The sequence below is a fragment of the Geomonas oryzae genome, assembly GCF_004117875.1.
Taxonomy (GTDB): Bacteria; Desulfobacterota; Desulfuromonadia; order Geobacterales; family Geobacteraceae; genus Geomonas; species Geomonas oryzae.
Map to the genome: position 1 here is coordinate 189,310 of NZ_RAHW01000007.1, position 25,126 is coordinate 214,435.

General features: G+C 63.8%; 18 protein-coding genes. 7 read left to right on the forward strand and 11 right to left on the reverse strand.

All coding sequences use genetic code 11. The features are described from left to right. Positions 1-93: 93 nt before the first annotated feature. Both D6Z24_RS17745 and D6Z24_RS17750 read left to right on the forward strand, forming a co-directional pair. Positions 94-552: a hypothetical protein gene (locus D6Z24_RS17745; RefSeq protein WP_129127948.1), complete on the forward strand. Its 459-nt coding sequence runs from the start codon at positions 94-96 to the stop codon at positions 550-552. A gap of 49 nt (positions 553-601) precedes the next feature. Next, positions 602-2,164, forward strand: a complete 1,563-nt coding sequence (locus D6Z24_RS17750) for a sensor histidine kinase (protein WP_129127949.1) — start codon at positions 602-604, stop codon at positions 2,162-2,164. Between the two features lie 14 nt (positions 2,165-2,178). On the opposite strand, the gene D6Z24_RS21685 is transcribed toward D6Z24_RS17750, so the two are convergent. After that, the gene (locus tag D6Z24_RS21685; protein WP_198419478.1) at positions 2,179-2,355 is read right to left on the reverse strand and encodes a hypothetical protein; all 177 of its coding nucleotides are present in this window, start codon (positions 2,353-2,355) and stop codon (positions 2,179-2,181) included. A gap of 194 nt (positions 2,356-2,549) precedes the next feature. Between D6Z24_RS21685 and D6Z24_RS17755 the strand changes: the two genes are divergently transcribed. The 3 genes from D6Z24_RS17755 (at position 2,550) to D6Z24_RS17765 (ending at position 5,762) form a co-directional block, all read left to right on the forward strand. Next, positions 2,550-3,722: a glycosyltransferase family 4 protein gene (locus D6Z24_RS17755; protein ID WP_129127950.1), complete on the forward strand. Its 1,173-nt coding sequence runs from the start codon at positions 2,550-2,552 to the stop codon at positions 3,720-3,722. 204 nt (positions 3,723-3,926) lie between these two features. Then, positions 3,927-4,289 carry a hypothetical protein gene (locus tag D6Z24_RS17760; protein ID WP_129127951.1) on the forward strand — a complete coding sequence of 121 codons (363 nt, stop codon included), beginning with the start codon at positions 3,927-3,929 and terminating at the stop codon, positions 4,287-4,289. Positions 4,290-4,352: 63 nt separating this feature from the next. After that, entirely contained in the window at positions 4,353-5,762 is a 1,410-nt protein-coding gene (locus D6Z24_RS17765; RefSeq protein WP_129127952.1) for an OmpA family protein, read from the forward strand. A gap of 62 nt (positions 5,763-5,824) precedes the next feature. Here D6Z24_RS17765 and D6Z24_RS17770 read toward each other — a convergent pair whose 3' ends face one another. Continuing rightward, positions 5,825-6,457, reverse strand: a complete 633-nt coding sequence (locus D6Z24_RS17770) for a cytochrome c3 family protein (protein WP_129127953.1) — start codon at positions 6,455-6,457, stop codon at positions 5,825-5,827. Between the two features lie 673 nt (positions 6,458-7,130). Here D6Z24_RS17770 and D6Z24_RS17775 point away from each other — a divergent pair. Next, entirely contained in the window at positions 7,131-7,904 is a 774-nt protein-coding gene (locus tag D6Z24_RS17775; protein ID WP_129127954.1) for a hypothetical protein, read from the forward strand. A gap of 419 nt (positions 7,905-8,323) precedes the next feature. Here D6Z24_RS17775 and D6Z24_RS17780 read toward each other — a convergent pair whose 3' ends face one another. The 9 genes from D6Z24_RS17780 to D6Z24_RS17820 all read right to left on the reverse strand — a co-directional run bounded on the left by D6Z24_RS17780 (position 8,324) and on the right by D6Z24_RS17820 (position 23,508). Next, on the reverse strand, positions 8,324-9,493 hold the full coding sequence (locus D6Z24_RS17780) for a hypothetical protein (RefSeq protein WP_129127955.1): 1,170 nt from the start codon (positions 9,491-9,493) through the stop codon (positions 8,324-8,326). A gap of 29 nt (positions 9,494-9,522) precedes the next feature. Continuing rightward, entirely contained in the window at positions 9,523-12,237 is a 2,715-nt protein-coding gene (locus tag D6Z24_RS21970) for a beta strand repeat-containing protein (protein WP_129127956.1), read from the reverse strand. 46 nt (positions 12,238-12,283) lie between these two features. Beyond that, complete coding sequence (locus D6Z24_RS17790) at positions 12,284-13,024, reverse strand: cohesin domain-containing protein (RefSeq protein ID WP_129127957.1); 741 nt, start codon at positions 13,022-13,024, stop codon at positions 12,284-12,286. Positions 13,025-13,048: 24 nt separating this feature from the next. Continuing rightward, complete coding sequence (locus tag D6Z24_RS17795; RefSeq protein WP_129127958.1) at positions 13,049-15,880, reverse strand: beta strand repeat-containing protein; 2,832 nt, start codon at positions 15,878-15,880, stop codon at positions 13,049-13,051. Between the two features lie 633 nt (positions 15,881-16,513). Next, positions 16,514-19,141: a hypothetical protein gene (locus D6Z24_RS17800; protein WP_129127959.1), complete on the reverse strand. Its 2,628-nt coding sequence runs from the start codon at positions 19,139-19,141 to the stop codon at positions 16,514-16,516. Between the two features lie 348 nt (positions 19,142-19,489). Further along, positions 19,490-20,446 (reverse strand): hypothetical protein, encoded by a 957-nt coding sequence (locus tag D6Z24_RS17805; protein ID WP_129127960.1) that lies wholly within the window; start codon positions 20,444-20,446, stop codon positions 19,490-19,492. A 98-nt stretch (positions 20,447-20,544) separates the two neighbouring features. Beyond that, on the reverse strand, positions 20,545-22,206 hold the full coding sequence (locus D6Z24_RS17810) for a fibronectin type III domain-containing protein (protein WP_162605175.1): 1,662 nt from the start codon (positions 22,204-22,206) through the stop codon (positions 20,545-20,547). A gap of 216 nt (positions 22,207-22,422) precedes the next feature. Further along, positions 22,423-22,803 (reverse strand): DUF2304 domain-containing protein, encoded by a 381-nt coding sequence (locus D6Z24_RS17815; RefSeq protein WP_129127962.1) that lies wholly within the window; start codon positions 22,801-22,803, stop codon positions 22,423-22,425. 3 nt (positions 22,804-22,806) lie between these two features. Then, the gene (locus tag D6Z24_RS17820) at positions 22,807-23,508 is read right to left on the reverse strand and encodes a glycosyltransferase family 2 protein (RefSeq protein WP_129127963.1); all 702 of its coding nucleotides are present in this window, start codon (positions 23,506-23,508) and stop codon (positions 22,807-22,809) included. Between the two features lie 461 nt (positions 23,509-23,969). Between D6Z24_RS17820 and D6Z24_RS17825 the strand changes: the two genes are divergently transcribed. Next, positions 23,970-24,983 carry a glycosyltransferase family 2 protein gene (locus tag D6Z24_RS17825; RefSeq protein WP_129127964.1) on the forward strand — a complete coding sequence of 338 codons (1,014 nt, stop codon included), beginning with the start codon at positions 23,970-23,972 and terminating at the stop codon, positions 24,981-24,983. Positions 24,984-25,126: the final 143 nt, after the last annotated feature.

The following is a 25,126-nucleotide window of genomic DNA, read 5'->3' on the forward strand; positions in this document are numbered from 1 at the left end:
ATCCCCTCCGTGGCCCTTTCATTGCGGCGCCCCGCATTGTGCATTACCCTCCCCTGGCGTAAAATAGGCACTGGTTCAAAGGAGGCCAAAGTCATGAGAAGACCGACCGTCATTCTTTTATTAGCAGTAGCCCTTCTCTCCGCCTGCGCGACTTACCCGGACCCGCAGCAGCAGCGCCTTCAGGCCATGCCGCAGCGGTACAGCCAGTTCGATCTCGTCATGGGATGGGAAGTGAAGCCTTCCGACGGCGGGACCGTCGTGCAGGGGATGGTCAAAAACGTCCGTTACTTCATGATGCACGGACTGGAGATATGGGTGGCGCCCCTTGACTCAGCCGGAAAGGAGATAACGCGCAACGTGAGCTACATCATTCCGAACGACCTGCCTATTGACCGGAGCGCCGATTTCACCGTCAAGCTCCCCGTCCCCGTCACGGCGGGGGAGCGGCTGCGCTTCACCTATAAGTACTTGGGAAGCGACGGCGGCGACGGCGCCAAGGGTGACGGCACGAACTGGATGCAGAGCTTCGTCACCGTGGTCCCGGCAAGATAGCATATGCCCGCGCGCACTGGCGGCGGCAAGAAACGGCGGGGCGGACGTCATGAAAGAAAAAGATGACATGGAAATGAAAGCCGCAGGCTCATCCCAGGCATCGACGCCGGAAAGGGACCTGCTCTTCCGTCTGATGGCAGAGCAGGTAAGGGATTACGCCCTCATCCTTCTGGACGCCAAAGGGGATATCGTCTCCTGGAACAGTGGGGCCCAGCGGATCACCCGGTATCAGGCGGACGAGGTCCTGGGACGGCACTACTCCCTGCTGCATCCAAAGGAAGAGGTGAAGTCCGGCGCACCACAGCGGGAACTGACGGTCTCGGGGTCGTTGGGGAGTTTGGAGCTGCAGGGGTGGCGCCTTCGCAAGGACGGCAGCCGCTTCTGGGCCTCCATCGCGCTCACCGTGCTGAAGGACGATACCGGCGTCATTCTGGGCTACTCCCTCATCCTCCACGACAACACGGAGCGGCGCGCCTCGGAAGAGGCGATGGCCAAGAGCCGCAACATGCTGGAGCGCCTCTTCGAGACGGCCCCGGACGCCGTCGTCGTCGTGGACGGCGGCGGGGTGATCCGCAAGGTGAACCAGCAGGCCGAGGTGATCTTCGGCTACATGCGCGAGGAGATGCTCGGACAGCGCATCGAGCTCCTAATTCCGAAGCGCTTCCACAAACGCCACCGCCAGCACCTGCGCAACTACTTCGGCGACCCGCGGGCCCGCAAGATGGGGATAGGCCTGGAGCTCTACGGACGCCACAAAAACGGCGCGGAGATCCCGGTCGACATCATGCTGAACCCGATCGCCGCGCAGGACGCCACCTGGGTGTTCGCCGTCATCCGCGACATCACGCTGCAAAAGCAGGGTGAGGCCAAGATCCTGGAACTGAACCTCGCCCTCAGGAACCAGTTGGACCAGCTCGCCGCGACCAACCGGGAGCTGGAATCCTTCAGCTACTCGGTCTCCCATGACCTGCGCGCGCCTTTAAGGCACATCATCGGCTTCGTCGACCTGTTGAACGCGAAGGGGGGGGCGAACCTCGACGACAAGAGCAGGCACTACCTCAACGTGATCAGCGGCGCCGCCACGAGGATGGGAATGCTGATCGACGACCTGCTCGCCTTCTCCCGCATGGGGCGCAGCGACATGATGAAGGGTTGGGTGGACCTGGGTCTTTTGGTGCGGGAGATCGTGGCGGACCTGCAGACGGACGTGCGGGACAGAAAGATCGAATGGGACGTGACCGCGCTTCCGGTGGTGCTAGGCGACGCGGCGATGCTGCGGCAGGTGCTTATCAACCTGATCGGCAACGCCGTCAAGTTCACGCGCGGCAAAGAGGTGGCGAGAATCGCCGTCGGTTCCCTGGAACTGAAAGGGGAAACCGACATCTTCGTGAAGGACAACGGTGTCGGCTTCGACGAGGCATACGCCAACAAGCTGTTCGGGCTGTTCCAGCGCCTGCACGCCAACGAGGAGTTCGAGGGTACCGGCGTCGGGCTCGCCATCGTCCAGCGCATCGTGCTGAGACACGGAGGACGCGTCTGGGCCGAAGGGACCGTGGACGGCGGCGCGAGCTTCTGGTTCTCGCTTCCGAAAACACTCCCGCCGTCCGTGTGACCCCCGGGGGCGCCCTACAGCTTGTTCCTGAGCGTCTCCTTCAGCTCGAGGATGGCAAGGGCCTGCATGTACTCTCCCAGGAAATCGATGTTCTTGAAGGCCACTCCCTCGCCGAAATAATCGTCGATCTCGTGGATCGCCTGCTTCATCAGCTTCTGCCCCGGTGTCAACCTTGTCAGATCCGGATTCATGTCTTGCTCCGCGTCGTTGTGACTTGCCTGCACGATTAAACATTCTAAATGGGGAGCCAAGAGTGTCAACAACTCCGACGCTCTCCACTCGGAGATTTAGCTTTACCAATGCGCCGCAATCGGGTTACTCTGTCGCCCCAGAGAACATCACCCGGGCGTCCACGCGCCGCCCCGCAAGCGGAGCACGCCCCGCCATGAAGATCCTGTTCGTTTCCCTGTTCCTGCCGCAGCAAAACGCCTACCACGCCGGGGGACGCTACGTCAACGAGTTGCTGCGCCGGCTCTCGGAGCGGCACGAGATCCACCTGGCCACCCGGTTCGAAGAGGGGGAGGAAGCATCCCTCGCCGAGCTATCCCCCTACTGCGCCCGCATCCATCCCTTCAGCTACCCGCGCATCTCCCGCAGGGGAATTTTCGGCTCACTGCGCCTTGTCGCCAACTACTTAGCCTTCAGCCGCTTCGCCGACCGGCTCATCCGCACCGGCGACTACGACCTCGTACAGGTCGAATGGGTGGAGACCGCCCTCTTCATCCGGCGCGGGAAAACCCCGATGGTACTCGATGCCCACGACGTCATCACCAAGCCGGCAAGGCGCGCCTTCGAGCGCTCCAGCGGTGCGGCAAGACTCTGGCATGCCCTGCGCTGGCGCCTGGTGCGCGGCGTGGAACGCGCCGTCATGTCCCGCTTCGACCGGATCTTCACCATGTCCGAATTCGACCGGCGCTACCTGCTCGAGCTCGCGCCCTGCTTGAACGTCTCCACCGTTCCCATTCCGGCCGGAATGGACGTGACCGACGTCAGCTATCCGAGGATTCCCGAGCGCCTGCTCTTCCTCGCCTCGTACCGTTACCGGCCGGTGAACGTGGAGGCTGCGCTCTGGTTCCACTCCCGCGTGCTGCCGCTCGTGCGCCGCGAGTTTCCCGGGGCGGAATTCGTCATCGCAGGGTACGGCCCCCCCGACGAGCTTTTGCGGCTGCCGGAGACCGATCCCGGCACCAAGGTCACCGGGTTCGTCGAGGACACCGATCCGGTCTACAAGAGCGCCTCGGTGTTCGTCGCCCCCATACTCACCGGCGGCGGCATCATCGTTAAAATCCTCGACGCCCTGGCCGCAGGCACCCCGGTGGTCACTACGAGCATCGGCAACGAGGGGATCAACGCCTCTCCTGGAGTGCATCTTTTGGTGGCTGACACCCCGGAGTCTTTCGCCGACGCGGTGATCGCACTGCTGCGAAACGAAGGGGAAAGGGAGCGTCTGGCCCAAAGCGGCCGCGACTTCGTCACGGCAAACTTCAGCATGGAGGCGATTTTGGAGCGCATCGAATCGGCCTACCTCGAGCTGCGGAAACGGCGCACGTCCCCTTAGCCCTATCCCGGCACGCCAAGCGGCGAAAGCGCCCGGTCAAAGCCCCTTCGAGCCCGACGCGACGCGCATGCCCTTGCTTTCTCCCGAGGCGGGACTGCCGGCGACGGGCATGCCTTGCTCCGCTGCCGCCGGAGTCCGAAAAACAGTTGCCCCGGCAAGGGGTTGCTTGCTATAGTGCCGGGGATTTTTCGCAAAGGAACACCTATGTCCGATATGGAAAACCAGATGGGGCTCTTCGAGGCCGCCCCGGCGCCGGTCCCTCCCCCCGCTCCGGCCATGCAGGCAGCGCAACCCGCTCCCAAAGCGCCCCGGCAAAGTCCTGCCGCCACGGTACGCGAGGTGCCGGCAAAGTCCCAGCGCCCCAAGAAGGACGTCGCCCCCGGGCGGAAGAAGGCGCCCGTCTCCAAAGCGGCGCCGAAGGGGGTCTCGGGGCTCGTACCGGAGGGGGACGTGCGCCTTACCGCCAACATCCGACAGGACCTGCACCTGAAGCTGAAGATCGCCTCCGCCTACCGCAGAACCACCATCGGCGAGATCCTCGAGGAGCTCATCGAGAAATACGTGTGACATGGAGCGCGGGAACGCGCCTTGAACATCTTTTTGCAGACAACCATCCACAGAGTGCCACCTATGCAAAAAACCGTAAAAAAACCGGTATCAAGAGTCAAAGCCGCGGCATGCGCCCTGCTTTTCCTCGCTGCGCTCACCGACACGTCCCAGGTTCGGGCCGCCGACACCCCGCACGACTACACCCTGAACGTCTCCGCCGGCGGCCTCAAATTCTCCGGGCAGGATGAACTGCGCCACAGCCTCGTGTACGACATCAGGTTCGGCTACGACATCGTCGGCACCAGCATAGTGGACAGCCTCGGCATCGAGGGAGGGCTCTCCTACGCCTCCTCCACTTCTTCCAAGGACAACACCAAGGCCCGCGCCTACCTGATGAGGGTCGACGCGATCTATCCGTTTCTCCCCCGTAAGCGCCTGGTACCCTTTCTAGCCGTCGGCGCCGGAGGCATGGTGATCGAGCGCCCCACCACGACCGGGGGCTCACCGCTGCTTGCCTGGGGCGGCGGGATGAAGTACTTCCTCACCGAGTACCTGGCCCTGCGGCTCGACGTGCGCCAGAACATCCTGTTCAACGTCGGAAGCCGCAACGACTTCCAGTACATGCTCGGCTTAAGCTTCCTCATGGACCGCGACACGAAGATCAGGCGCTTGCCGCTGCCTCCTCCTCCCCCGGCGGATAGAAAAGGATCCGCGGCACCCGCCGTCCCGGTCATCGATTTCGACAAGCAGCAGGAACCGGGCAAGAAGGCGCCCGAGAAACCGGCCGAGCCGGAAACACCGACGCAGGTTCCGCTTCCCGCCGCGGTTATCGCGGCACCGGTCGCCGCGGTCACCGGTCTTTTGAACCAGCCGGAGCAACCCAAGACGGAAGCGCCGCAGGAGACGGTAACCGCCGCGGCGAAACCGGTCGAGGCGCCGCCACAGCCACAGCCACAGCCACAGCCACAGCCACAGCCACAGCCACAGCCACAGCCACAGCCCGAGCCCGCCCCGCAAACGAAAGTACCGGTGAAGGTCGAGCTTGCCGAGCCGCTCGCGGCGCCGCTTCCCGATGCGTCCTCGCAGGGGATGATCGAATCCATCCTCTGCCCCATCGATCCTCCGGCGACGCAGAAACCGCGGGTACTTAAGAAACCGTCGACGACCATCTTCTTCGACAACGGCAGTGCCGCGATAAAGCCGCAGTTCATGGCCGAGATCAACAGGATCGCCGCCTACGTGAAGAAACACCCCGGAAGCGAGGTCCACATAGAGGGGCACACCGACCGCAGCGGGATTTCAGACAGGAACGTCGACCTGTCGAGAGCACGCATGACCAGCGTAAAGCAGGCGCTCCTCAAGAAGATCGGCAGGGTGAAGGTGAAGCTTACCGAGCAGGCCTTCGGATGCCGTCTGCCGGTCGAGAGCAACAGAGAGGAAAAAGGAAGGTCGAAAAACAGAAGGGCCACCATCGAGGTGACCCCGCCCTAAAAGGGGAAGCAATTGCAGACAAAAGGCGGCGCCGGGAAGATTCCCGCGCCGCTTTTTTTTCGTTACTTGTTATGGCAGGTGAGGCAGAGCGCGCTGCGACGGTCGCTCATGACGAGGTGGCCGCGTTCCTGGTTGGCGGGATCATGGCAGGTGAGGCAGCCGACCTTGCCGTCCACAAAGACCATCTTCGGGTTGCCGAACACCGGCTTGAAATCGCGGGGGTTGGATGCATAGGCCGCGTAATCCATCCCGATCGCGTGATCCTTCGCCGTCCCCTGCATCTGCTGGCGACGGAACGGGTCGTTCCTTAAGTTGATGGTGACGTCGCTTGCCCTGGAGCCGTCGTGGCAACCGAGGCAGTCGCGGCTCAGAGGATCGACGCCGATGGTGTTGGAAACGGGCTCGTTGTCGTCGGGGAAGAAAGAGGCCGGTTCGATGTTCTGGTACATCTCCTCGACGCTCGCCACCTTCGGGGCCGCGCCGTCCTGGTACTGCGCCACCTTCTGCATGTAGAGCGCCCGGAACTGCTTGTTCTGCATCTGCAGGGTCAGGGCACAGGTTTCGCCGTTACCGCTGGAAGCCACACCGATGGGCTGGAAAGCCGCCGATTCGTTCACTTGGGTGAGAGCGGAGCAAAGGGTCATCGCAACAGCGGCCGTCAACACGATTTTGTTGGTTCTTTTGTTAGCTCGCATGTTCCGTTACCTCCTTGGGTGTTTGTCTTACCCATTACAAGGGGGATACCGGAACATGGCACGTCGGAAAAAAACTTACAAACCACCGTAATTGCAGTTTATTTCCACAAGAGATTCCAAGACGATGAAATTTACTTTCAAAAACCACCTGTTCAAGAGCTGCACACTTTCACCCGACCTATTTTTCACCTCCCGCTCCCAAGCCCGTGCGGCCGGGGGCGCCCCCCCCTCCCCCAAGCCTCCCGGCAGGAGCCCCATCGCTCGCCTGCCTCGGCACGGGAAGTCTGCGACGCCAGGCGCACCGGCCCGGGACGGGTGGCACCGCAGGTGGCTGGCAGTGCCGTTAACGAGGGGTGTGCAGCCGCCAGGGCGGGGGTGAGCAAAATCTGAACTGCCCGAACCGTCGCCCCCCTCGCCACCGATGCCGCTGCATGAACGGCGAGGAAATTGTCATAAAAATCGGGGAACGCGATCCGCTTCAGAAGGAGCGAGCGCTGTGACAGAAACGCCGGAAATGGAGACAGCTAGGAGCAGGCATCAGAAAAACGCCGGCGGCACAATAATCTTTTAAAAATAGTGGAAATGAGGTAAAAATAGTGGGCGTGTCGCCGGTCACCCGTCTCTTACGGTACTTCCACCGGCCGGTCCCATATAACCAGAGAAGGAGCATTGAATGAAGAAAACTGCTATGAGAATCGCCGTCGGCCTTGTGGCCGTGGCTGCTATGACCGGTTGTGCAGGGACCAGCAAAAATGCGCGCGTGGCGCCCCAGCCGCAGAACGCGCCCGCCGAGGCTCCTATGCCGGAACCTGTGCTGGAAGGCAAGGTGCTGGAGATGATGAACGTCGATTCCTACACCTACCTCCTCATCGAAAAGGACGGCCGCAGCACCTGGTCCGCCATCCCCCTCTCCGACGTGAAGACCGGGGAACAGATCGCCCTCGTCCCTGGGATCGACATGGTGAACTTCAAGAGCACGGCGCTTGGGCGCGTCTTCCCGTACATCCATTTTTCCGCCGGGGTAAAAGGGGGCAAGCCCTACGTCATCCCCCAGCAGAAGTCCGCCCTTGCCGGGCAACCGGCTGGGATGCCCACCAACCACCCAGCCCTCGATCAGGCGGCTGCGGGCGATGCCAAGGCGCCCGGCGCGATGCCGTCAAATCATCCGCCGATGGGGCAACCCGCGGCTGAGGCCAAGCCGGCCTACCAGCCGGTTCTCTCCGGTAAGGTCGTCGAGACCCTGGACTCCAACGGCTACACCTACGTCTGCCTCGAAAAGGACGGGCGCAAGACCTGGGCCGCCATTCCCGTCACCAAGCTGAAAAACGGTGCCGAGATCACCATCTTCCCCGGAGCCATCATGCCGAGTTTCACCAGCAAGAGCCTGAAGCGCACCTTCGAGAACATCGTGTTCTCCAGGGGGCTCGTGCTCGACGAAGACCAGTAAATAAGCGAAGAGCACGGCAGCATCGCAGAGGGGGCCACAACCAGGGCCCCCTTTTCATTTTCCAGGGAATGACTACAAGTGCGCCCACGAAGCGCCGCCGGTGACCACGCGCTCCCCCCTTCGCGAAGGTTCATCAGGGAATTCCGGGAAAGCAGGGTGATCGTTTCCACGAAGCAGAGCAGCAGGCGTTATGTTCCCCCCTTTGCGAAGGGGGGAAACGTGGTGCCGACAGCTCTGCTTCGTGGGGATGATCACCCTGCTTTAAGGAATTTCCTGGAAAGCTTCGCACGGGGTGAGTGCGAGTTGAGCTACGGCGCTTCGCGGTTAAGGCAATCCGCCACCCATAACGACAAAAGGACCTTCCCTGCCGGGAAGGTCCTTTTTTGTACTGCGGCAAATCAGGCCCGAAGGCCGTCTCGCTAGCGTTTGACGAGGGCGAGGTTTGCGCCGGTCACCACAACCCCGTTTGCGTCCTTCAGCATGGTGTTGGCGGTGGTGAAGGCGGTAGCGGCGGGTGCGGCTACACCGGGGGCCACCAGGAACTTCACGGTGGCGATATCACCGGCCGGCATGGGAGTCGCGTCCGCACGGTTGAAGATCACGCGCACGCTGCTCGCGGTGAGCTCGCTCCCGACGAGGGAGACGTTGGTCCCGCCGATCAGGTTGGTCAGCACGCCGGCGGCAAAGGCGCCCGTGTTGTCGGTCTCGACGCTCACGTTGGCGGGGAGCGTGATGTCCGTCTGCACGCTCTTCACGCCCGTTCCGGTGAGGACCATGGTGAGCGTCACCGTGGTCGCGCCGATGTCGGCCAGCTCGCCGGGAAGGGTCGCAGTGGTAATCCCGGTCTTGTTGTTGGTGTTCGTGGGAGCCACGAAGGCGTCGAGTGCATCGGTGATGCTGGTCGCCACGGGATCGGTCATGACCCCGGCGCTGTTGATGCCTGCGGCCACCGTGTCGAGCGTCGTGGCGAGCTTCGTCGGGTCGTTCCCCACCTGTGAAAGCGCGGCGAGCACCAGGGTGTAGTTCTTCTGGTCCGCGCTCCCGGAAAGCGGTGCGCTCGCGTCGAGCGGCTGGGTGGCGATGATGTCGTTCACCTTGAACAGGTCCGAGATCTGGGCGTTGGCCGTGTCGATGTTGGCAGCCGTGACCTTCTTGCCCGCCCCTCCGGAGAGGGTGATCGCCTGCCGCGCGGCGAGCTCGGTGAGCGGCGTGACGGCGACATCGACCTTACCGGCGGTGGTGACCGCCATGGCGCGCAGCGGAGCGGTGGACGGGATGGTGGCGGTCTGGTTGGTCGCCTCATCGGTGTAGTTGCCGAACACCTCGACGATCACCGGACCGGTGTAGCTCCCGATATTTACGGAGTAGACACCGGTGTTGGCATCCGTGGTTGCCGTGGCGCCGAGCTGCTTCTTGTCGGCCCCGGTTGCGCTGCTGTAAGGGGCGAAGACCTTCACGGTCCCCCCCTTGATGACGCCGGCGGCCGCGACCCCGGTGACCGTGGTGGATTTACTTCCCCCACCGCCGCCACCGCAGGCTGCAGTGAGCATCAGAAGAGCTGCGACGAATAGTCCTTTCCAGATTTTCATAGGTTTCTCTCCTGTTAGTTAGTGATGGCCTACTGCCAGCTTACGGCACCGGTGATCTTCTCGAGGATCACCAGGGCGTCGCCTGCGTCCACCGACCCGTCCGGGGCCGGCTTGCCGCTGACGAGCGGGGCTACGTCGACGTTGGTCTTCTGATCGGCGGTTGCGGTTGCGAGCCCGAGGGCGAACTTGAGCACGTTCTGTACGTCGGTGATGGTCGGGGTCGAAACGCCGTCGTTCAGGTTGCCGCTCGGGTTCTTCCTGATGACGGTGCGGGTCACCACGGAGCTGTTACCGGACTCGTCGGTGGCGGTTACCGTGACGGAGTAGGTCTTAACGGTCGGCAGGTCGATGGTCGCGCTGAACGAGCCGTTGGTGCCCACCACGGGCTGGGTCGGGATGTTCGTGCCGTCGAGCTTGACTACGACAGCGGGGGCGGTGAGGGCATCGGTCACGGTACCGCTGAGCGTTACGCTCGACTTGGCGGTGGCGAAGGAGTCGGCCGGAGCGGTTACCGCGAGGACCGGCGCATCCGGGTCGTAGGTGACGGTGATGGACTGGGTGTGCGGGCCGTTCACCGTGTCGTTAGCGGTGACCACGATGGTGTTCGCCCCTTTCACGAGGGTCAGCTGATAGGTGAAGTTGTTGCCGCCGTTCAGGGCGACGGTCGCGGGGGTGCCGCTGTTGAGCGCGATGGTCAGCGTGGTAGTCTGCGGCGCGCCGACGGTACCGGTCACGTCGACGAGAGAGCTCTTGACGAAGCTGTCGGTAACCGGCGTGGTCACCGAGAGGTCGGCGGCGGTCGGGTTGTAGGTGATGCTCCTGGTCACCGAAGTCTGGCCGTTGGCGTCGGTGGCGGTCACCACGACGGTGTTGGCCCCTTCCGCGAGGGTGGCCGCGGTGGAGAACGCGCCGTTCTGATCGTAGGTGATGTTCTGCGCCGCACCGGAGTTCACCTTCACGGTGAGGGCGGAAAGCGAGGTGCCGGTCACGGTGCCGGCCACGGTGAGGGCCGGGTTCTTGGTCGTAGCGCCGTCGGCGAGCATGCCGGTCAGGGTCAGGGTCGGGCCGGTCAGGGTGATGGTGATGTTCTTCGAAAGCGCGGCGGAGACGTTGCCGGCTGCGTCCTTTGCCCAGGCGTACAGGGTCTTGCTGCTGCTCCCCTGCGGCAGGCCGGTGAAGGTGTAGCTGGTCGGGGCGCTGGCGGTCCAGCCGGTCGCGTCGGCCGCGGGCGCGGTGGCGCTCTCGGTGATCAGGTAGCCGGTGACGGCCAGGTTGTCGGTGGCGGCCACGGTGACGGCCACGGTGGCGCTGGTTGCGGTGGCGGGAACGGTGAAGGTGCCGACCACCGGTTTCGTGGTGTCGGGAAGCGTAATGGCGACGACGTCGCTCACACCGGCGGAGACGTTGCCGGCGGCATCCTTCGCCCAGCCGTAAAGGGTGACGTTCGTGGCTACACCCTGCGGCACGGTGCCGGTCACGGTGTAGCTGGTCGGTGCGGTGGCGCTCCAGCCGGTCGCGGTGGAGGCGGGCTTGGTTGCGCTTTCGGTAACGAGGTAACCGGTGACGCCCTTGTTGTCGGTAGCGGTGAAGCTGCTGACGGGGATGGTGAGCGAGGTTGCGGTGGCCGGCACGGTGAAGGCAGAGACCACAGGCGCTTCAGCGTCCGGCAGGGTGATGGTGATGCTCTTCGTGAGCGCGTTGGAGACGTTGCCCGCCGCGTCCTTGGCCCAGGCGTAAAGGGTCTTGGCGCCGCCCGAGGTGAAGGTGAAGCTGGTCCAACCTGAACCTGCGGTTTTCCAGCCGGCGTCGGTTGCCGCAGGCTTCGTCGAGGTCTCGGTCAGCAGGTAGCCGGTGACCGCCACGTTGTCGGTCGCGGTGAAGCCGGAGACGGACACGGTGAGCGAGGTGGAGGTCGAGGGGACGGTGATCGCGGTCACCGTCGGAGCGACGGAGTCGGCAAGCGTGATGCTGACCGCGGCGGATTGGGAGGCGGAAACGAGGCCGACGGCGTCCTTCGCCCAGGCGTAGAGGGTGACGGTCTTCGCAACACCCACCGACAGGGAGGTGGTCACGGTGTAGCTGGTCGGAACGGTGGTGCTCCATCCGGTCGCGGTGGCGGAGGGCTTGGTGCTCGACTCGTTCACGAGGTAACCGGTGACGGCGACGTTGTCGGTCGCGGTGAGGGCGGAGATGGTAACCGTCTTGGAGGTCGAGGTGGCCGGGATGGTGAAGGTGGATACGGTCGGCGCAGTGGCATCGGCCACCGTGATGCTGCCGTTCACCGCGGTAACGGTCACCGGCTGTGCGTCGGCGTTGGAGACGTCAGGCGCCACGTTGAACGTGACCGGCATGACGTAACCGGTGGCGCTTCCCAGCGGGAAGGTGATCGAGGCGACGACTCCATCGGCGATGGCGGTGCTGCCGGAAATGGAGAGGTTGACCGTGGAGAGCGTGTCGTTCACGGTGTTCACGGTGGAGGCGAAACTCGCTCCAGCGGCGGTCGCAGCGGCGCCGATCGCAGCGGTCGGGGCGGCGCTCAGCCTGGTCGGGTTGTAGCCGATCTCCAGGATGAGGGTCGACGCGGACGGCGCAGCACCGTTATTGGCCAGAGTGACGTTCACCGTGGCATTGGCGCTTGCGGCCGAGGTGACCGTGCTGATGGTGAGGGAGGGCGCTGCCATGGCGAGGTGCGGGATCAGCACCAGCATCAGCAGGCTTAGCAAAAAGTACCATCTTCTTCTCATTGTGACCTCCGTCTATTGTTTTCCTGAAACAAAATCATGTGGACCGTCAGGGGAGTACCCACCCCGCTTTCTTGATCAGCACGTTTATGAGCGTCTGTACGTCGGTTGCCGTCGTCTTGCCGTCCGGGGTGACCGTGCCGGAGACGAGATTCACGTCGCACAGGTTGTTGTAGGTAAAGCCCGGCTTCTTGATGACGATGTTGATGGCGTACTGCAGGTCCGCCGCGGAGACCGTGCCGCTTGCGTTGCAGTCACCGATCTTGCCGATCGACTGGGTCCCCGAGGTCCCGCCGACCACCCCGTTCACCGCCACCTGGTTCGCCTGCGCGTCGGCGGCGTCCGCCGCCCCGGAAAGGGTGATGTCGGAGAGCGTGGAGCCGGACGGCGTGAAGGTGACCGTGGCCACGACCCCGTCCGGGAGCGCCGCGCTGGTCCCGGTCGAGGCGTCGTTCAGGCTCCCCCCCTTGGGATCGGTGGCGCTCTCGGTCATCCCGCCGGCGATGAGGAGCCGGTATTTACCCGAGGAGATCACATTGCCGTAAAGAGCCTTGCCGACCGAGCTCGCCGCGGTCCCCACCGTCCCGACCGGCGCGCTGTAGAGGGCGGGGTCGTAGGTGAGATCCAGCGACAGGATCGAGATGCTGGCGCCGTTATTTGCCAGCATCACCGGCACGGTCACCGTGTTGTTCGCCGTGTAGTACGGCTTGCCGACCGTGACGGTCGCCCCGAAGGCGAGGCCGGTGCAGGACAGCATGAGCAGCGTGAACAGCAAGGTCTTCAGTTTCATGTACTCTCCTTGTCGGGGCGTCCCTTAGGGGAGGGTCCACCCCGCTTTCTTGATCAGCACGTTGATGAGGGTCTGGACGTCGGTGGCGCTGGTCTTGCCGTCCGGGGTAAGGACGCCGCTCACGAGGTTCACGTCGCAGAAGGTGCTGTAGTTGAAGCCGGCCTTCTTGATGGTGATGTTGATCGCGTACTGCAGGTCGGCCGCGGAAATCGCCCCGCCCGAGTTGTTGCAGTCCCCGATCCTGCGCTCCACGATGAGGTTCCTCACTGCTGTGCTCGTACCGGCGGTGGAGGTCGCCGTCACGGTGACCGGGTAGGAGCCGCGCGCCGCGAAGCTCACCTCCTGGCTGAAGCTCCCCGAGGTCACCTGCGGGGTGTAGGTTGTGCCCCCGGCGCTGATGGAGACGGTAGCCCCGGAGGAGACGGTCCCGGTGATCACCTGGGTGCTCTTGTCGATGATCACGTCCTGTACCGGTGCGGTGACGACGAGGTCGGGGAGCGTGGAAACGAGGGTGAGGGTACGCTTGCCATAGTTCTTCTTGCCGGAGAGGTCGGCCACCACCTCGATGGTGTTCATCCCGGCCGCGAGGGTGACGTTCGCGATCCAGTCGGTCCCGCTCACGATCGCCTGTACCGGCGTGCCGCCGTTGACCGAAACGGACACGGTAGCACCAGCAACAACTGTGCCCGACACCGTGGTGTCAGCCGTCGTGGTGACCTGGTTGTCGGCGGGTTGTGTGACCGAAAGGGCCGGCGCCGTAGCGTCGTAGGTGATGCTACGCGTGAAGGTGGTGCTCCCGTTCGCCACGACCTCGACGGTGTTCGCTCCGGCGGCTAGTTTGATCGGGAAGCTGAAGCTCCCGTCTGCCGCGAGGTTAGCCGTCTGGCCATTTACTGTAAGGGTGGTGACACCGGTTGCCGCGGAGCCCGCAACGTTGAGCACCTGGTTCGCGGTCACCGCCTGGTCGGAAAGGGTGGAGATGGTAACAGCGGGGGCGACGTAGGTTACCGTCACGCTGCGTGCGACGGAGTCCGAGACGAGGCCGGTTGCCCCTTTGGCCCAGGCGTATAGGGTGATATCACCCACCCCGCTGACGGTGTAGCTCGTGGGGGCGGTCGCCTTCCAGCCGGAGTCGGACGCGGCAGGGGCGGTGGCGCTCTCGGTGATCATGTAGCCTGCGACGCCGTAGGTCGGCTCGCTGGCGGTGAAGGTGATCCCGCTCACGGTAAGCGACGACGATGTCGCGGGGACGGTGAAGGCGGTGACGGTCGGGATCCCGGAGCCTAGCACCGCGTTGATGCCGGTGGTCACGGTGGCCCCGACGGTGAGGGTGTCCGCGGCGGCGAGGCTCGCCTTGTGGTTGTAGTACTGCTTCGCGTAGCTCGACCCCGCGTCGAAGAGGACCTTGTAGCTCCCGACGGCGACTCCGGCGGCGGTATAGGTACCGTCCGCACCGGTCACGGCGCCCGGGAAATCGGTCAGCACTCCGCCCGAGGTGTAGAGGTAGACCCAGACGCCGGAAACCGGCGCCCCCTGGGAGTTGGTCACGGTGCCGGTGAAGTTGATCTTGTAGAGCACCGCGTTGCCGGGAAGCTGGGTGATGGAGCCGTCGGTGACGGTGAGCGAGTAGGGGTAATCAAGGGTGGCGTAGCCGTTCGCGCCGATGACCCGAACCTTGTAGGTCCCCGGGGCGAGGAGCGGGAAGGTGAAAGCCCCCGCGGTGGTCGTGGTCACCGCCGGGTAGGAGGTCGCCTGGCCGCCCGAGGTGAGAATCTGCACCGTGTACCCGACAAGGCCGGCGCCCGTGCTGGTAACCACGTTGCCGGAGATGGCGCCCCAACCGCCAAGGACCGCGTTCACCCCGCTCTTCAGCACCGCGTAGGTGTTGGCGTAGGTGTCCGAGGCGTCGAGACGGTTGTTGTAATAGACGGTCTTGCCGTTTTTGGAGTACTTGAGCCAGTAGTTGGTGGTGTTGAGCCCGCCGACGAGGTAGCTGCCGTCCGCTCTCGTGGTGGTGGAGGTGACGAGCTGGCTGTTGGTGCCGACGGTGTACACGTAGACGGTGGCGTCAGCCACCGGGGCGCCGGAGAAATCGGTCACGGTGCCGGAGATGTTGGCGCCGATCATGACCAGGCCGTCGCGGTTTTCGGCGCTGTTGCCCGCAGCGTCCAGGGTGTACACCGACCACGGGTAGGTGACCCCTACGGCAAGCCCGGCCGGGAACGTCCCGCTCTGGGTGTACTGCGCGGAGAGGGTCGTCGCGCCGAGCTGCGCGGAGACCCAGGGAGTTTCGTCGAGGCCGCTTATGGAAAGCTGGTACCCGGCCACGCCTCCCGCAGGGGGGGCTGCCGGAGCCTGCCAGGTGAAGGTCGGGTTGGTGGTCGCCCCGACGCCCCAGTTGGGGGAGGTGGGGGTCGCGAAAGAGTCGAGCACCGCGCCCACGGTGAGGTTCAGGGTCTCGGGGGGCGTCGGGGTGTCCGGGTTGTCGAAGTAGGTGATGTCAACGGCATAGGCCTCGCCAACGGCGGGACGCGCCGCCACCGGTACGGTCACGGTGTAGGTGGTCCCGGCACTGTCGGGGGTGAGGGCGACCGGGGTGGAGATCTGCGCGCCGGAGAGGTTCATCACGGCCCACCCCCCCTGCGCGGTCGGCACCGTAACCGTCGCGGTGACGGAATACCCTTCCTGGCTCCCCTGCTTCCAGTGGCTCGTGGTGACGTTGTTGTTGGTCACCGTCGCCACCGTCGCCAGCGCAGCCTGCGGCGCCAAAAGGAGTACGAGCGCGACGAACGCGGCGGCTAGCAGCGTGCCTGCGGCAGAAATTACGTTAAATCGCTTGAAAATATGAAACAGCATCCTGCCTCCTCTTTGTTCACGTGCGGGTATCCTCACCCGGACGACTCGGTCTGCCTCCCCGAGAACCGCGCCCCGCGCGGCTCTCGCCCCGGCCGTGCCGGGACGAGAGATGCTGTAGCAATAAGCGCTCCCAAAGAGAAGCGGCAGGGAAAATAACGAAACAACGCGACTTTAGCGTGACAAAACGGGAGGTTGGCACGATGTGCCGGCTATCATTGGGGTACGCTCCCCCGCCATTCCGCCAATTGGCGTAACGGCATCGCCTTTTGCCCGCCTCTTATACGCAACGGCCTACGCCCATACCCTCGCCCTCCGGGAGAGGGTGGCCGAAGGCCGGGTGAGGGCGTTGCCATCAAGGGACGGTTGGCCGCAGCACAGCCTACCCCCCTCACTCGACCTTCTTCCGTGAGGCGAGGGGAAATAGGGTGAATGGCGTGCGGCGAAGGTCAAAACGGCGCTTTATAATACGCCAGCCCAAGACCCTTTGTCCAGATGAAAAAATATTGAAAATTGCAAAAAAGCCCTCCCCCCGCGCATCGGGGGAAGGGCTTTCACACAAGCCGGGCGCACGCCCCTCATCCGGACGCCAACCTGCCGTTATTCATCGACAATCCATCATCAACCGCCCATTGGCTAAGGCCTTGTCCCGACCCACGCCACGGCCCGCGCCCGGTCCTGTTCGGTGAACTTGTCCGTCGCCGCGAGGTTCTGCAGCGTCACCGCGACCGTCGCGTTCAGCTTGCCGTCGTCGGCCAGGTCGATGGAATCGTAGGTAAGCCTTTTCGCGTAGTAGCTGTTGTGGGCGTACCCCCCCTTCTCTGCGTCGAGCAGCTTCAGGTTGAACGCGGCCCCCATGAGGTCGCTGCCGCTGTACAGGGGAGGACTGCCGGCCACGTAGAAGGCGCGCCAGTTGCGGAAGGCGGTTGCGTCGCCCTGCAGCGCCTGGTTTGCCGTGGTGAAGAAGTACGGCGCAAGCGCACCGTTGTAGTTGATCCCCTTGCGGGCCAGTACCGCGGCGAGCGCCTTCAGCGCCGAGCCGTATTCCAGCCTCTTCGCCTCAAGCTGCGCCGGGTCGTTGAGCGGGATCGGCTTCACCGTCTGGTCGTGGCAGCCGCTGCAGGTAGGGGCGAAGGCGGTGATCGCCGTGATCCCCCCTGAGGGGTCCTTCTCCACCGGCGAGAAGGTGTGTTTCTGGTCCGCGGACATGTGGCAGAAGATGCACGCGCCCGGGTCGTCGCCCCCCAAAGCCCCGTGCACCGCGAAGGTGCCGCTGTAGCTCTTGCCGAAGAATTCGTAGCCGTTCTTGCCGTACAGGATCCCCGCCGCCGCCATGCCGTGCGGGTCGATGAAGGTGACGTTGCCCCAGAAGGTGCCCGAGCTCCCGTAGCGCTGCGCTAGGATCCGCAGCGTGCTGCCGCCGCTTCGGCCGGTGTGGCAGACGATGCAGTTGTTCGATTCCCCGGCGTCGTACGGCATGGTGACCGGGTTCAGCACCTTCACGCCGGCCGTGCTGTAGTTGTAGTAGGCGGTCACCTGCGCCACGTCGCGCCTGCTGAAGGCGGGGATGTAGGTGTAGGTGTCCCAGTCCACGATGTCGTAGGAGAGGAAGGGGGTCGGAGTGTGGCAGGCCGAGCAGACGATCATCTCACGGGCCCGCTGGCCGACGGGATCTTCGAACGGGGCGATGTCCTGGAAGGCCGAGTCGACGTATTTCACGTATCCCGTCGTCGTGTGGCAGCGTACGCAGTCGACTCCCGCGGAGGTCGCCGGCGTCGCCGGGAGCGCGGTCCCGAGCGTCTTGAAATCGAAGGAGACGTAGGCCGCCGAGTTGCTGTCACTCTTGCCGGAGCGGCCCCATTGCCGGTTCGCGCTGTAGATGTTAAACGTGCTCACCCCCGCCTCGTCGATGGCCCGGTGGCAGTTGTCGCAGGTGATGCGGGAGGTTACGTAGCGCGCCGTGGAGAAGGAGTTGAAGTGCGGCGGCGGCGCGGTGATCGTGTAGGGGTTGTGCGTCAGGTGGCAGCGGCCGCAGATGCCGAGGCTCTCCCAGGGGTGCGGCGAGCCGTGGCAGGCGCTGCAACGGTTGAAGGTGGAGGTCGCCGTGTGGTCGTAATGGCATCCGCTGCAGCCGGTATTGACGTGCGGGGAGGCGGAGAAGTCGACCGCCACCTGTGGCGTGACCGTAGTGTGGCAAGGGAGGCAGGAGGTGCCCGGCGCGGTGAGGTATGGATGCCCGAGGCTGCCGTCCGGGTTGTGACATCCGGAACAGCTCACCCCGGCGGCCAGGTAGTGCGTGGACTGCTGGTACGCCGCGACCACCGCCGGGTCCCGGTTGCCGTGGCAGGAGACGCACTGCGCGGAGTCGTAGCCCGCCTTGGTCAGCACGGTGATGACGGGTGTCGTCGCCGTGGAGGTCGCGCCGCGCGCCGAGGTGACCGTGACCTGCACCGCGTAGTCACCCGGAAGGGAAGCGGAAAAGCTCGTGACTGCGCCGGTCCCGGGCCCGGCCGGGGAGAGCGTCACCGCCGCGGGGTCGCCGGAGACCACCTGGAAGCGGTAGGAAAGAGGCGGATCGTTGCTCGTGGAGCCGGAGGCGTCGAGGGCCACCGCCGTGTTGACCGAAGTAAGCACCGAGGCCGTCGCTATGCGCGCCGATACCACCGGGATGCTCACGAAGCTCGCCTGGGCGCTCACGCTGCTCGTCCCCACCGTGTAGTCGTAGGTGACCGCCGTGGGAGAACTTCCGCTCCAGACCTGGCTCCCCGCCACGGAGAGTGAAGTGGCGCTGTTTCCGGAGTCGGGGGTCGCCGTGACGCGCACCACGTTGCCGGTGCGCAGCCCGGTGAGGGTCGTCGTGGTTATGGCGCTTACCGTCGGCGTTATGCGTTGCAGCGAGATCACGCCCCCCGCCGACTGGTTCGCCGTCATCGAATAGGTCGCCGCGGTGAAGTAGGCGATCAGGGTGCGCGAGGTTTTTCCCTCTTGCGGGATGGCGACGTTCCCCCCCGCCGCGGGGACGGCAAGGGTGACGCCGTCCAGGGTCACCATCGAGACCGTGTAACCGGCCGACGGGGTGACGGCGACCGTGGTGTCGCCCGCCGGTATGGTCAGGTAACCGGTTCCGGTGGTGATGGTCTTGTAAGGGGAGCCGCCGGCGATGCTTCCCGAGGGGCTTCCGATCCTGGCGGTCAGAGTCCACCCCAGTGCGAGCGAGGGGAGACAGGTGAGGATGACGAGCAACAGCAGTGCCTTCTTGATCATGCCGACCTCCGAAACGGTTACGCTTTACGATGGATACGAGGAAGGTGACGACGGGTTAATTAGGCGGAGAGGTGCCGCAGGCTCATGAGATTCTACTCGTTGTAGGTAAAAAAGCAAGCTTTTGTAAGAAAAAGTTGTACGGATATAAGAAAAAAGAGGCGAGGGCGAGGGGAGTTACCCCGCAACCCGACGGACGAAGTCGCTTCGCGGCGCGCCTCCCCCCCCTGCGGCCGTCCCCTCCCCGGTAAAACCGGTCCAATGAAAGGCAGCGCACGGGGGTTGAAGGCGCAAAAAAAGGGAAGCCGGCATAAACCGGCTTCCCTTGATGATTCCCTGCGACGCGTTTTGCTACTTCGCGGTGACGTCGTACTCGATGGTGCCGCCGTCGATGGCGAAGAAGGTGGTCGAGACGCCCCCTGACAGGGCGAGGTCCTGCAGGTAAATGGTCTGCCCGTCGGTGAGGGCGACGGTCTCGGCACCCGCCGAGATGTCTTTGTAGTCGTCTCCCCCGGTCAAAGAGTAGGAGCCGGAGCCGTCGACGACCTGAAGGGTGTAATTGCCGCTGACCAGGTGCAGGGTCACCTGCGTCGTCACCAGCGAGTTGGCGGCCCCGCTCGCCGCAACGACCTGGTCGGCCACGCTCGTCGTGGAACTGAGGAAGCTCGCGCTGGTCCCGCCGATGGTGACCGTGGTGGTGGCCGTGGTGGCGAGGAACCCGTCGGCCGCGGTCTGCTGCACCTGGACCGTGTGGGTGCCCGCGCCGATGGTGCCGGCCGAGCTCGTGAAGGCGCTGCCGTCCACCGAGTATTCCCCGCCGGTCACGCTGATCGGCGCCGTGCCGTTCACCTTGACGGTGGCCGCGTTGGAGGTCTGGGTCGAGCCCGCGGCAACGTTGAAGACCGCGGCGGGCGAGAAGGAGAAGGCGTCGGCGCCCCCCGCCGTGGTGCTCGAGAAGCTGGCGCGCTTGTCGCCGACGGTAAGCGTGGTGGTTACCGTGCCCCCTGCTGTACTCGCCGCGGTATGCCGCACCTGTACCGTGTCACCGTTCACAACGGTCCCGGCGGTCGAGGTGAAGGTCCCCCCGTTCACCGAGTATTCCCCGCCGCTCACGCTGATGTTGGCGTTCGAGGTGTCCATGGAAAGCGTCACCGTGTTGGAGGTCTGGGTCGAACCGGTGGCGACCCCGTCCACGGAGCTCGGAGTGAAGGAGAATTGCTGCACCTGGGGAGGAGGCGGCAACCACTCGACGCCGCAGCCGCCGAGAATGAGCCCAAAGAGTACCGCCAACAGATAAAATGCGCGCATTATGCTACCGCCTTTCCAAAGGTGTGTGTGGTGATGGAAAAGGGGGCCATTATAGCCACGGCCCCCCTCCCATGTCAAACGATAGGCTAGAGTCTGCGTCAGTTTGCCGGCTGCAAGGTGATCCGGCGCACCGTGTGGCTTGCAAAATCGGTGATGAAGAGCTGGCTGCCGGAGATGGTCACGCCGCGCGGGGTGCGGAAACGGGGCACGGTGCCAGAGCCGTCCGTGGTGCCCGCCGCACCTGCCTTCCCGGCAAGGGTCGCGACCATGCCGGTGGCGATCTTCACCTGCCTGATGGTGCTGTTGCTCGTGTCGCAGATGTAGAGGTTGGTGCCGTCGCTCAGGATCCCGTCCGGATAGTAGAACCCGGCGTCGCTCCCGACACCGTCCCCGCTCCCGGAGTACCCGGCCCTCCCCGCTAAGGTGGTCACCTGCATGGTGGCGATGACGATCTTTCTGATCGTGTGGTTGCAGGTGTCGGTGACGTAGAGGTTCGGACCGTCGCAGGTGATGCCGTACGGGTAGAAGAAAGCAGCCCCCGGTCCGGTGCCGTCGTTGGTCCCCTTGGCCTTGGTGCCGGCCAAGGTGGTGACGGCGGCGTCGGCGATGCGGATCTTCCTGATGACGTTGTTGTAGGTGTCCGCCACGTAGAGGTACGTCCCGTCCGAGGTGATGCCGCGCGGGGCGTAGAAGCGCGCATCGGCGCCGGTGCCGTCGAGGAAGCCCCTCCCCCCCATGGTGCCCGCGAAGGTGACGACCGATCCGGAGACCGGGTCGAACCTGCGGATCGCGTTGTTGCCGCTGTCCGTTATGTAGAGGTAGATGCCGTCGGTGGCGACGCCGCGCGGGGTGTTGAACCGGGCGGCGATACCGATGCCGTCCGCGGCGCCGATACTTCCCGCGGTGCCGGCCACGGTGCTCACCTCGCTCGTGGCGATGTCGATGCGGCGGATGGTGTGGTTGCCGCTGTCGGCCAGGTAGAGGTAGCCTCCCATGCGCACCATCCCGTAGGGCTGGTAGAAGGTCGCCCAACCGCCTAGCCCGTCGGCGGAACCCTGCCGTGCGGGGCTCCCGGCGAAGGTGATCACGGTACTCGAAAGCGAAATGCTGGTGCTCGCGGTGGTCGCCTGGACCGGCGGCGAAAGCGCGGACTCCGTGGAAACCGAGACGCTGTAATAATAGGTGGTCGCCGGCGAGAGCTTGGTGTCGGTGAAGGTCCCACCCTGCCCCGCCGCCGCCGTGGTAGTCCCGATCAGGGTGCCGTTTCGGTAGATGGAGTAGGTGAGCACGGCGCCGGGAACGGTGTAGTTGGAGGCCTCCCAGGTGAGGGAGACCGAATCGACGGTGGTCTGGGTCACGGTGACCCGGGTCGGCGGGTCGAGCGGCCCCGCGGGGAGGGTCGTGGCGATGACCGTGTTCGGCGAGGCGGTCTCCTTGCCGAAGGTGGAGGAGGCGGCCACCGAGTAGACGTAGGTGGTGGCGGGGTTCAGGTTGTTGTCGCTGTAGACGGTGGGCGCGGCGCTTGCCGGGCCCGCCTTGATGGTGGTGCCGACCTCGGTGCCGTCGCGGTAGATCTTGTAGGCGTATACGTCGCCTGCAGCGGCGCTCCAGGTGAGGACGACCGAGGTGGAGGTCGTCTTCGCCACCGCGAGTTCGGTCGGCGGTGTCGCCGCCTCGTTGCCGGTGACCGAAGGAGCCGAGATGGACCCGCAAGAGACGAGAAAAGACATCAACAACAACGAAAGAACGAACTTGACCAAAACAGGGCCCTCCATCTCCGATATCCCGCTCCAGCGAGCAGGCGGAGTATAAAACATAGCAACCGCCCGGCCCGGTTCACGCTTTAAAGAAGCGCCCGCAGGCCAGGGCAAAGCATTCATATACTAAAGATTGCCAGTAAATACAACCTTTTAAAACCGGCATCTTCGCGTGCTGCTCGAAAGATGTGCGACAATGAGGGGCGACGGCTCAGTAATTCACCCCTTCTCCGCCCCTTTCTTCACTTCCTTCCCCTCCCCGCCCAGATCCTCGAGTTTCTTTTTCAGAAGCGCCATCTCTTGGGCCAAGTTGTGGTTACTCTCGGAGAGCCTGGAGAGGGTGACCGACTGCCCGATCACCACCATAAGCAGAAACAGGACGCCGACCAGGAACAAAAGCGATGGGGGATAGTAGATGCCGACGGAAAGCGCCGCCACCTCGAGCACCCGCCTGGATGCGGTCAAAAGCACCACGAAAAGCGAGGTGCAAAGCCAGAGGATGGCGTATTTTTCCCGCAGGCGGCGCTGGCGCACGAGCCACAGGACGAAGAGGAAGATGCCGATGCTGATGGCAAGTGAAGCGAGTTTCGTCAGGTCCACGTATTAAGGTTCCTCGATCAGTTCCTTGCCGCGCATGGCGTCGATCACCATGGCGAGGGTCACCTTCATCATGTAGTAGGCCGATTTTCTCCTGGTGATGGAGGAGTGTCCCGAGAGCCGCCCGCGCATCAGCACGGGGACCTCCAGCACCTTGAGGCCGTTTCGGGCCGCGGTGATGATGCACTCCACCTCAGGGTAGTCGTCGGTATAGAAGCGGGAAAAAAGGGCGAGGGTTCTCCTGCCGTAGCAGCGAAAGCCGGAGGTCGGGTCCTCGATCGCCTTGCCGGCGAGAAAGCGGATGAGGCAGTGGAAGATGCGCGAGCCGATGAAGCGGGTGACACCCATCTTGTAGCCGCCGGGGAGGGTGCGTGAGCCGATGACCAGGTCCGCCTCCCCCCTTTGCACCGGCTCGACGATCCTGGAGATCTGGTCGCCTCTGTGCTGGCCGTCGCCGTCGAACTGGATCGCCGCATCGTAGCCGTTTTGGAAGGCGTACTTGATACCGGTCTGCACCGTGCCGCCGATCCCCAGGTTGAAGGGGTGCGAAACCACCAGTACCCCCATGCTTTTGGCGATGGCGGCGGTGGCGTCGGTCGACCCGTCGTTGACGACGAGGATATCCCCGCCAAATGACTTGAGGTCTTCGATCACGGCCTTTATGTTGCCGGCCTCGTTATACGCCGGAATTATTGCCAGAATCCTCATGTTCCCTCACAGAGCCAACGCCATATGGCGTAGCGAACCATCGCAAAACACGTTGACCGGTAATGAATACAAGATCCGGACCAATAAATTCGAATCTCTCGATCTATGCCGCCGCAGAGAGGCTCCGTTTTTCCTTGAAAGGCGGTCGATATTAATATAAATATCTCCGCGCAAGCAATTAAAAAAAACACAGACAAACACCGACAGGCGTGTCAGCCGCACGGTAAATGTCACACTATGGCACCGGGGGGCAGGGGGGATTTGCCTGAAAGTTAAGGAAAAACCAATTTAACAGGGATGAAGGGAAGGAAAGGGATAAAGGCTTAAACCTTTAAACATCCAAGGGTTCAAAACCTCAAGCCTTTTGCCTTTGTTGTTATCCCCTTTATCCCATTCATCCCTGTTTGCTTATGTTTTGTCGCCAAGAAAGCTTTATGTAGTTATTTTAGACAGAGGCATGGATGCGCGTATCGATCATCATCGTGAACTGGAACGGCCTGATCCATCTACCGGAGTGCCTTGACAGCCTGGCTGCCCAAACCTTCAGGGATTTCGAGGTGATCGTGGTGGACAACGGCTCGAGCGACGGCTCGGTCGAGTACCTCATGGGACGCCCCGAGGTGCGCCTGGTCGCGCTCAGTGAAAACAGGGGCTTCGCCGACGGCAACAACGCCGCCCTCCCCTTCGCACGCGGCGCATACCTCGTCACCCTGAACAACGACACGAAGGCCGAGCCGGACTGGCTCGAAAAGCTCGTATCGACAGCCGAGGCGCATCCCGATGCAGGTATGGTGGGGTGCCGGATCCTGAGCTACCAGGAACCGGAACGGGTCGACAGCCTCGGCATGGCGGTCTGCCTGGACGGCATGTCGCGCGGCAACAGCAGGGGCAAGCGCTTTGCCGAAGTCGCTCCGGCCGCGGTCCCGGAAATCCTTTTCCCCTCCGCCTGCGTGGCGCTCTACCGCCGCGCCATGATCGATGAAATCGGTTTTTTCGACGGTGACTTCTTCGCCTACTGCGAGGACACCGACCTGGGGCTTAGGGGAAGAGTCGCCGGGTGGCGCGCGGTACTCGCGCGGGACGCCGTCGTCTACCATAAATACTCCATGACCGGCGGTGCGCTCTCCCCGTTCAAGCTCTACCTGGTCGAGCGCAATCATTTTTACGCCGCGTTAAAAAATCTTCCTTTCCCGCTCCTTCTGCTTCTCCCGGTGACCACCCTGATGCGTTATTTCGCGCAGGCACGCGTCGTCATTGGGGCAAAAGGAACAGGCGGGGAGTTTCTGACCAGCGGGAGCAAGAAGGAATGCGTCCTGGCCGTGGCGAGGGGTATGCGCGACGCCGCTATCGCCCTTCCGAAGCTGTTGGCGAAGCGTGCCGAAGTGATGCGGCACCGAAGAATCGGGACGCTGGAGATGCTGAAGCTTCTCAAGCGCTACCGTCTCACCTTCCACGAGCTCCTGGACGCCGGATAATGTGACGACAAGGGGACTGGCTCCGCAGGTGCCAGTCCCCCTTTCCCCAGTCCCCCTTCCCCCCCCTTTCCCCCCCGTCCCTACCTCCCCCTCCTCTACTAAAATCTTCTCCATCAGTGCCACCGGCGCCCTCACTGTTAATT

What these genes read in the sequence shown, in the direction of transcription:
- D6Z24_RS17820 (WP_129127963.1), bottom strand. Translation starts at nt 23,508, where the DNA reads ATGAGGATTCTGGCAATAATTCCGGCGTATAACGAGGCCGGCAACATA.
- D6Z24_RS17805 (WP_129127960.1), bottom strand. Translation starts at nt 20,446, where the DNA reads ATGCGCGCATTTTATCTGTTGGCGGTACTCTTTGGGCTCATTCTCGGC.
- D6Z24_RS21685 (WP_198419478.1), bottom strand. Translation starts at nt 2,355, where the DNA reads ATGAATCCGGATCTGACAAGGTTGACACCGGGGCAGAAGCTGATGAAG.
- D6Z24_RS17770 (WP_129127953.1), bottom strand. Translation starts at nt 6,457, where the DNA reads ATGCGAGCTAACAAAAGAACCAACAAAATCGTGTTGACGGCCGCTGTT.
- D6Z24_RS17765 (WP_129127952.1), top strand. Translation starts at nt 4,353, where the DNA reads ATGCAAAAAACCGTAAAAAAACCGGTATCAAGAGTCAAAGCCGCGGCA.
- D6Z24_RS17800 (WP_129127959.1), bottom strand. Translation starts at nt 19,141, where the DNA reads ATGATCAAGAAGGCACTGCTGTTGCTCGTCATCCTCACCTGTCTCCCC.
- D6Z24_RS17745 (WP_129127948.1), top strand. Translation starts at nt 94, where the DNA reads ATGAGAAGACCGACCGTCATTCTTTTATTAGCAGTAGCCCTTCTCTCC.
- D6Z24_RS17775 (WP_129127954.1), top strand. Translation starts at nt 7,131, where the DNA reads ATGAAGAAAACTGCTATGAGAATCGCCGTCGGCCTTGTGGCCGTGGCT.
- D6Z24_RS17780 (WP_129127955.1), bottom strand. Translation starts at nt 9,493, where the DNA reads ATGAAAATCTGGAAAGGACTATTCGTCGCAGCTCTTCTGATGCTCACT.
- D6Z24_RS17825 (WP_129127964.1), top strand. Translation starts at nt 23,970, where the DNA reads ATGCGCGTATCGATCATCATCGTGAACTGGAACGGCCTGATCCATCTA.
- D6Z24_RS17760 (WP_129127951.1), top strand. Translation starts at nt 3,927, where the DNA reads ATGTCCGATATGGAAAACCAGATGGGGCTCTTCGAGGCCGCCCCGGCG.
- D6Z24_RS17755 (WP_129127950.1), top strand. Translation starts at nt 2,550, where the DNA reads ATGAAGATCCTGTTCGTTTCCCTGTTCCTGCCGCAGCAAAACGCCTAC.
- D6Z24_RS17795 (WP_129127958.1), bottom strand. Translation starts at nt 15,880, where the DNA reads ATGCTGTTTCATATTTTCAAGCGATTTAACGTAATTTCTGCCGCAGGC.
- D6Z24_RS17750 (WP_129127949.1), top strand. Translation starts at nt 602, where the DNA reads ATGAAAGAAAAAGATGACATGGAAATGAAAGCCGCAGGCTCATCCCAG.
- D6Z24_RS21970 (WP_129127956.1), bottom strand. Translation starts at nt 12,237, where the DNA reads ATGAGAAGAAGATGGTACTTTTTGCTAAGCCTGCTGATGCTGGTGCTG.
- D6Z24_RS17790 (WP_129127957.1), bottom strand. Translation starts at nt 13,024, where the DNA reads ATGAAACTGAAGACCTTGCTGTTCACGCTGCTCATGCTGTCCTGCACC.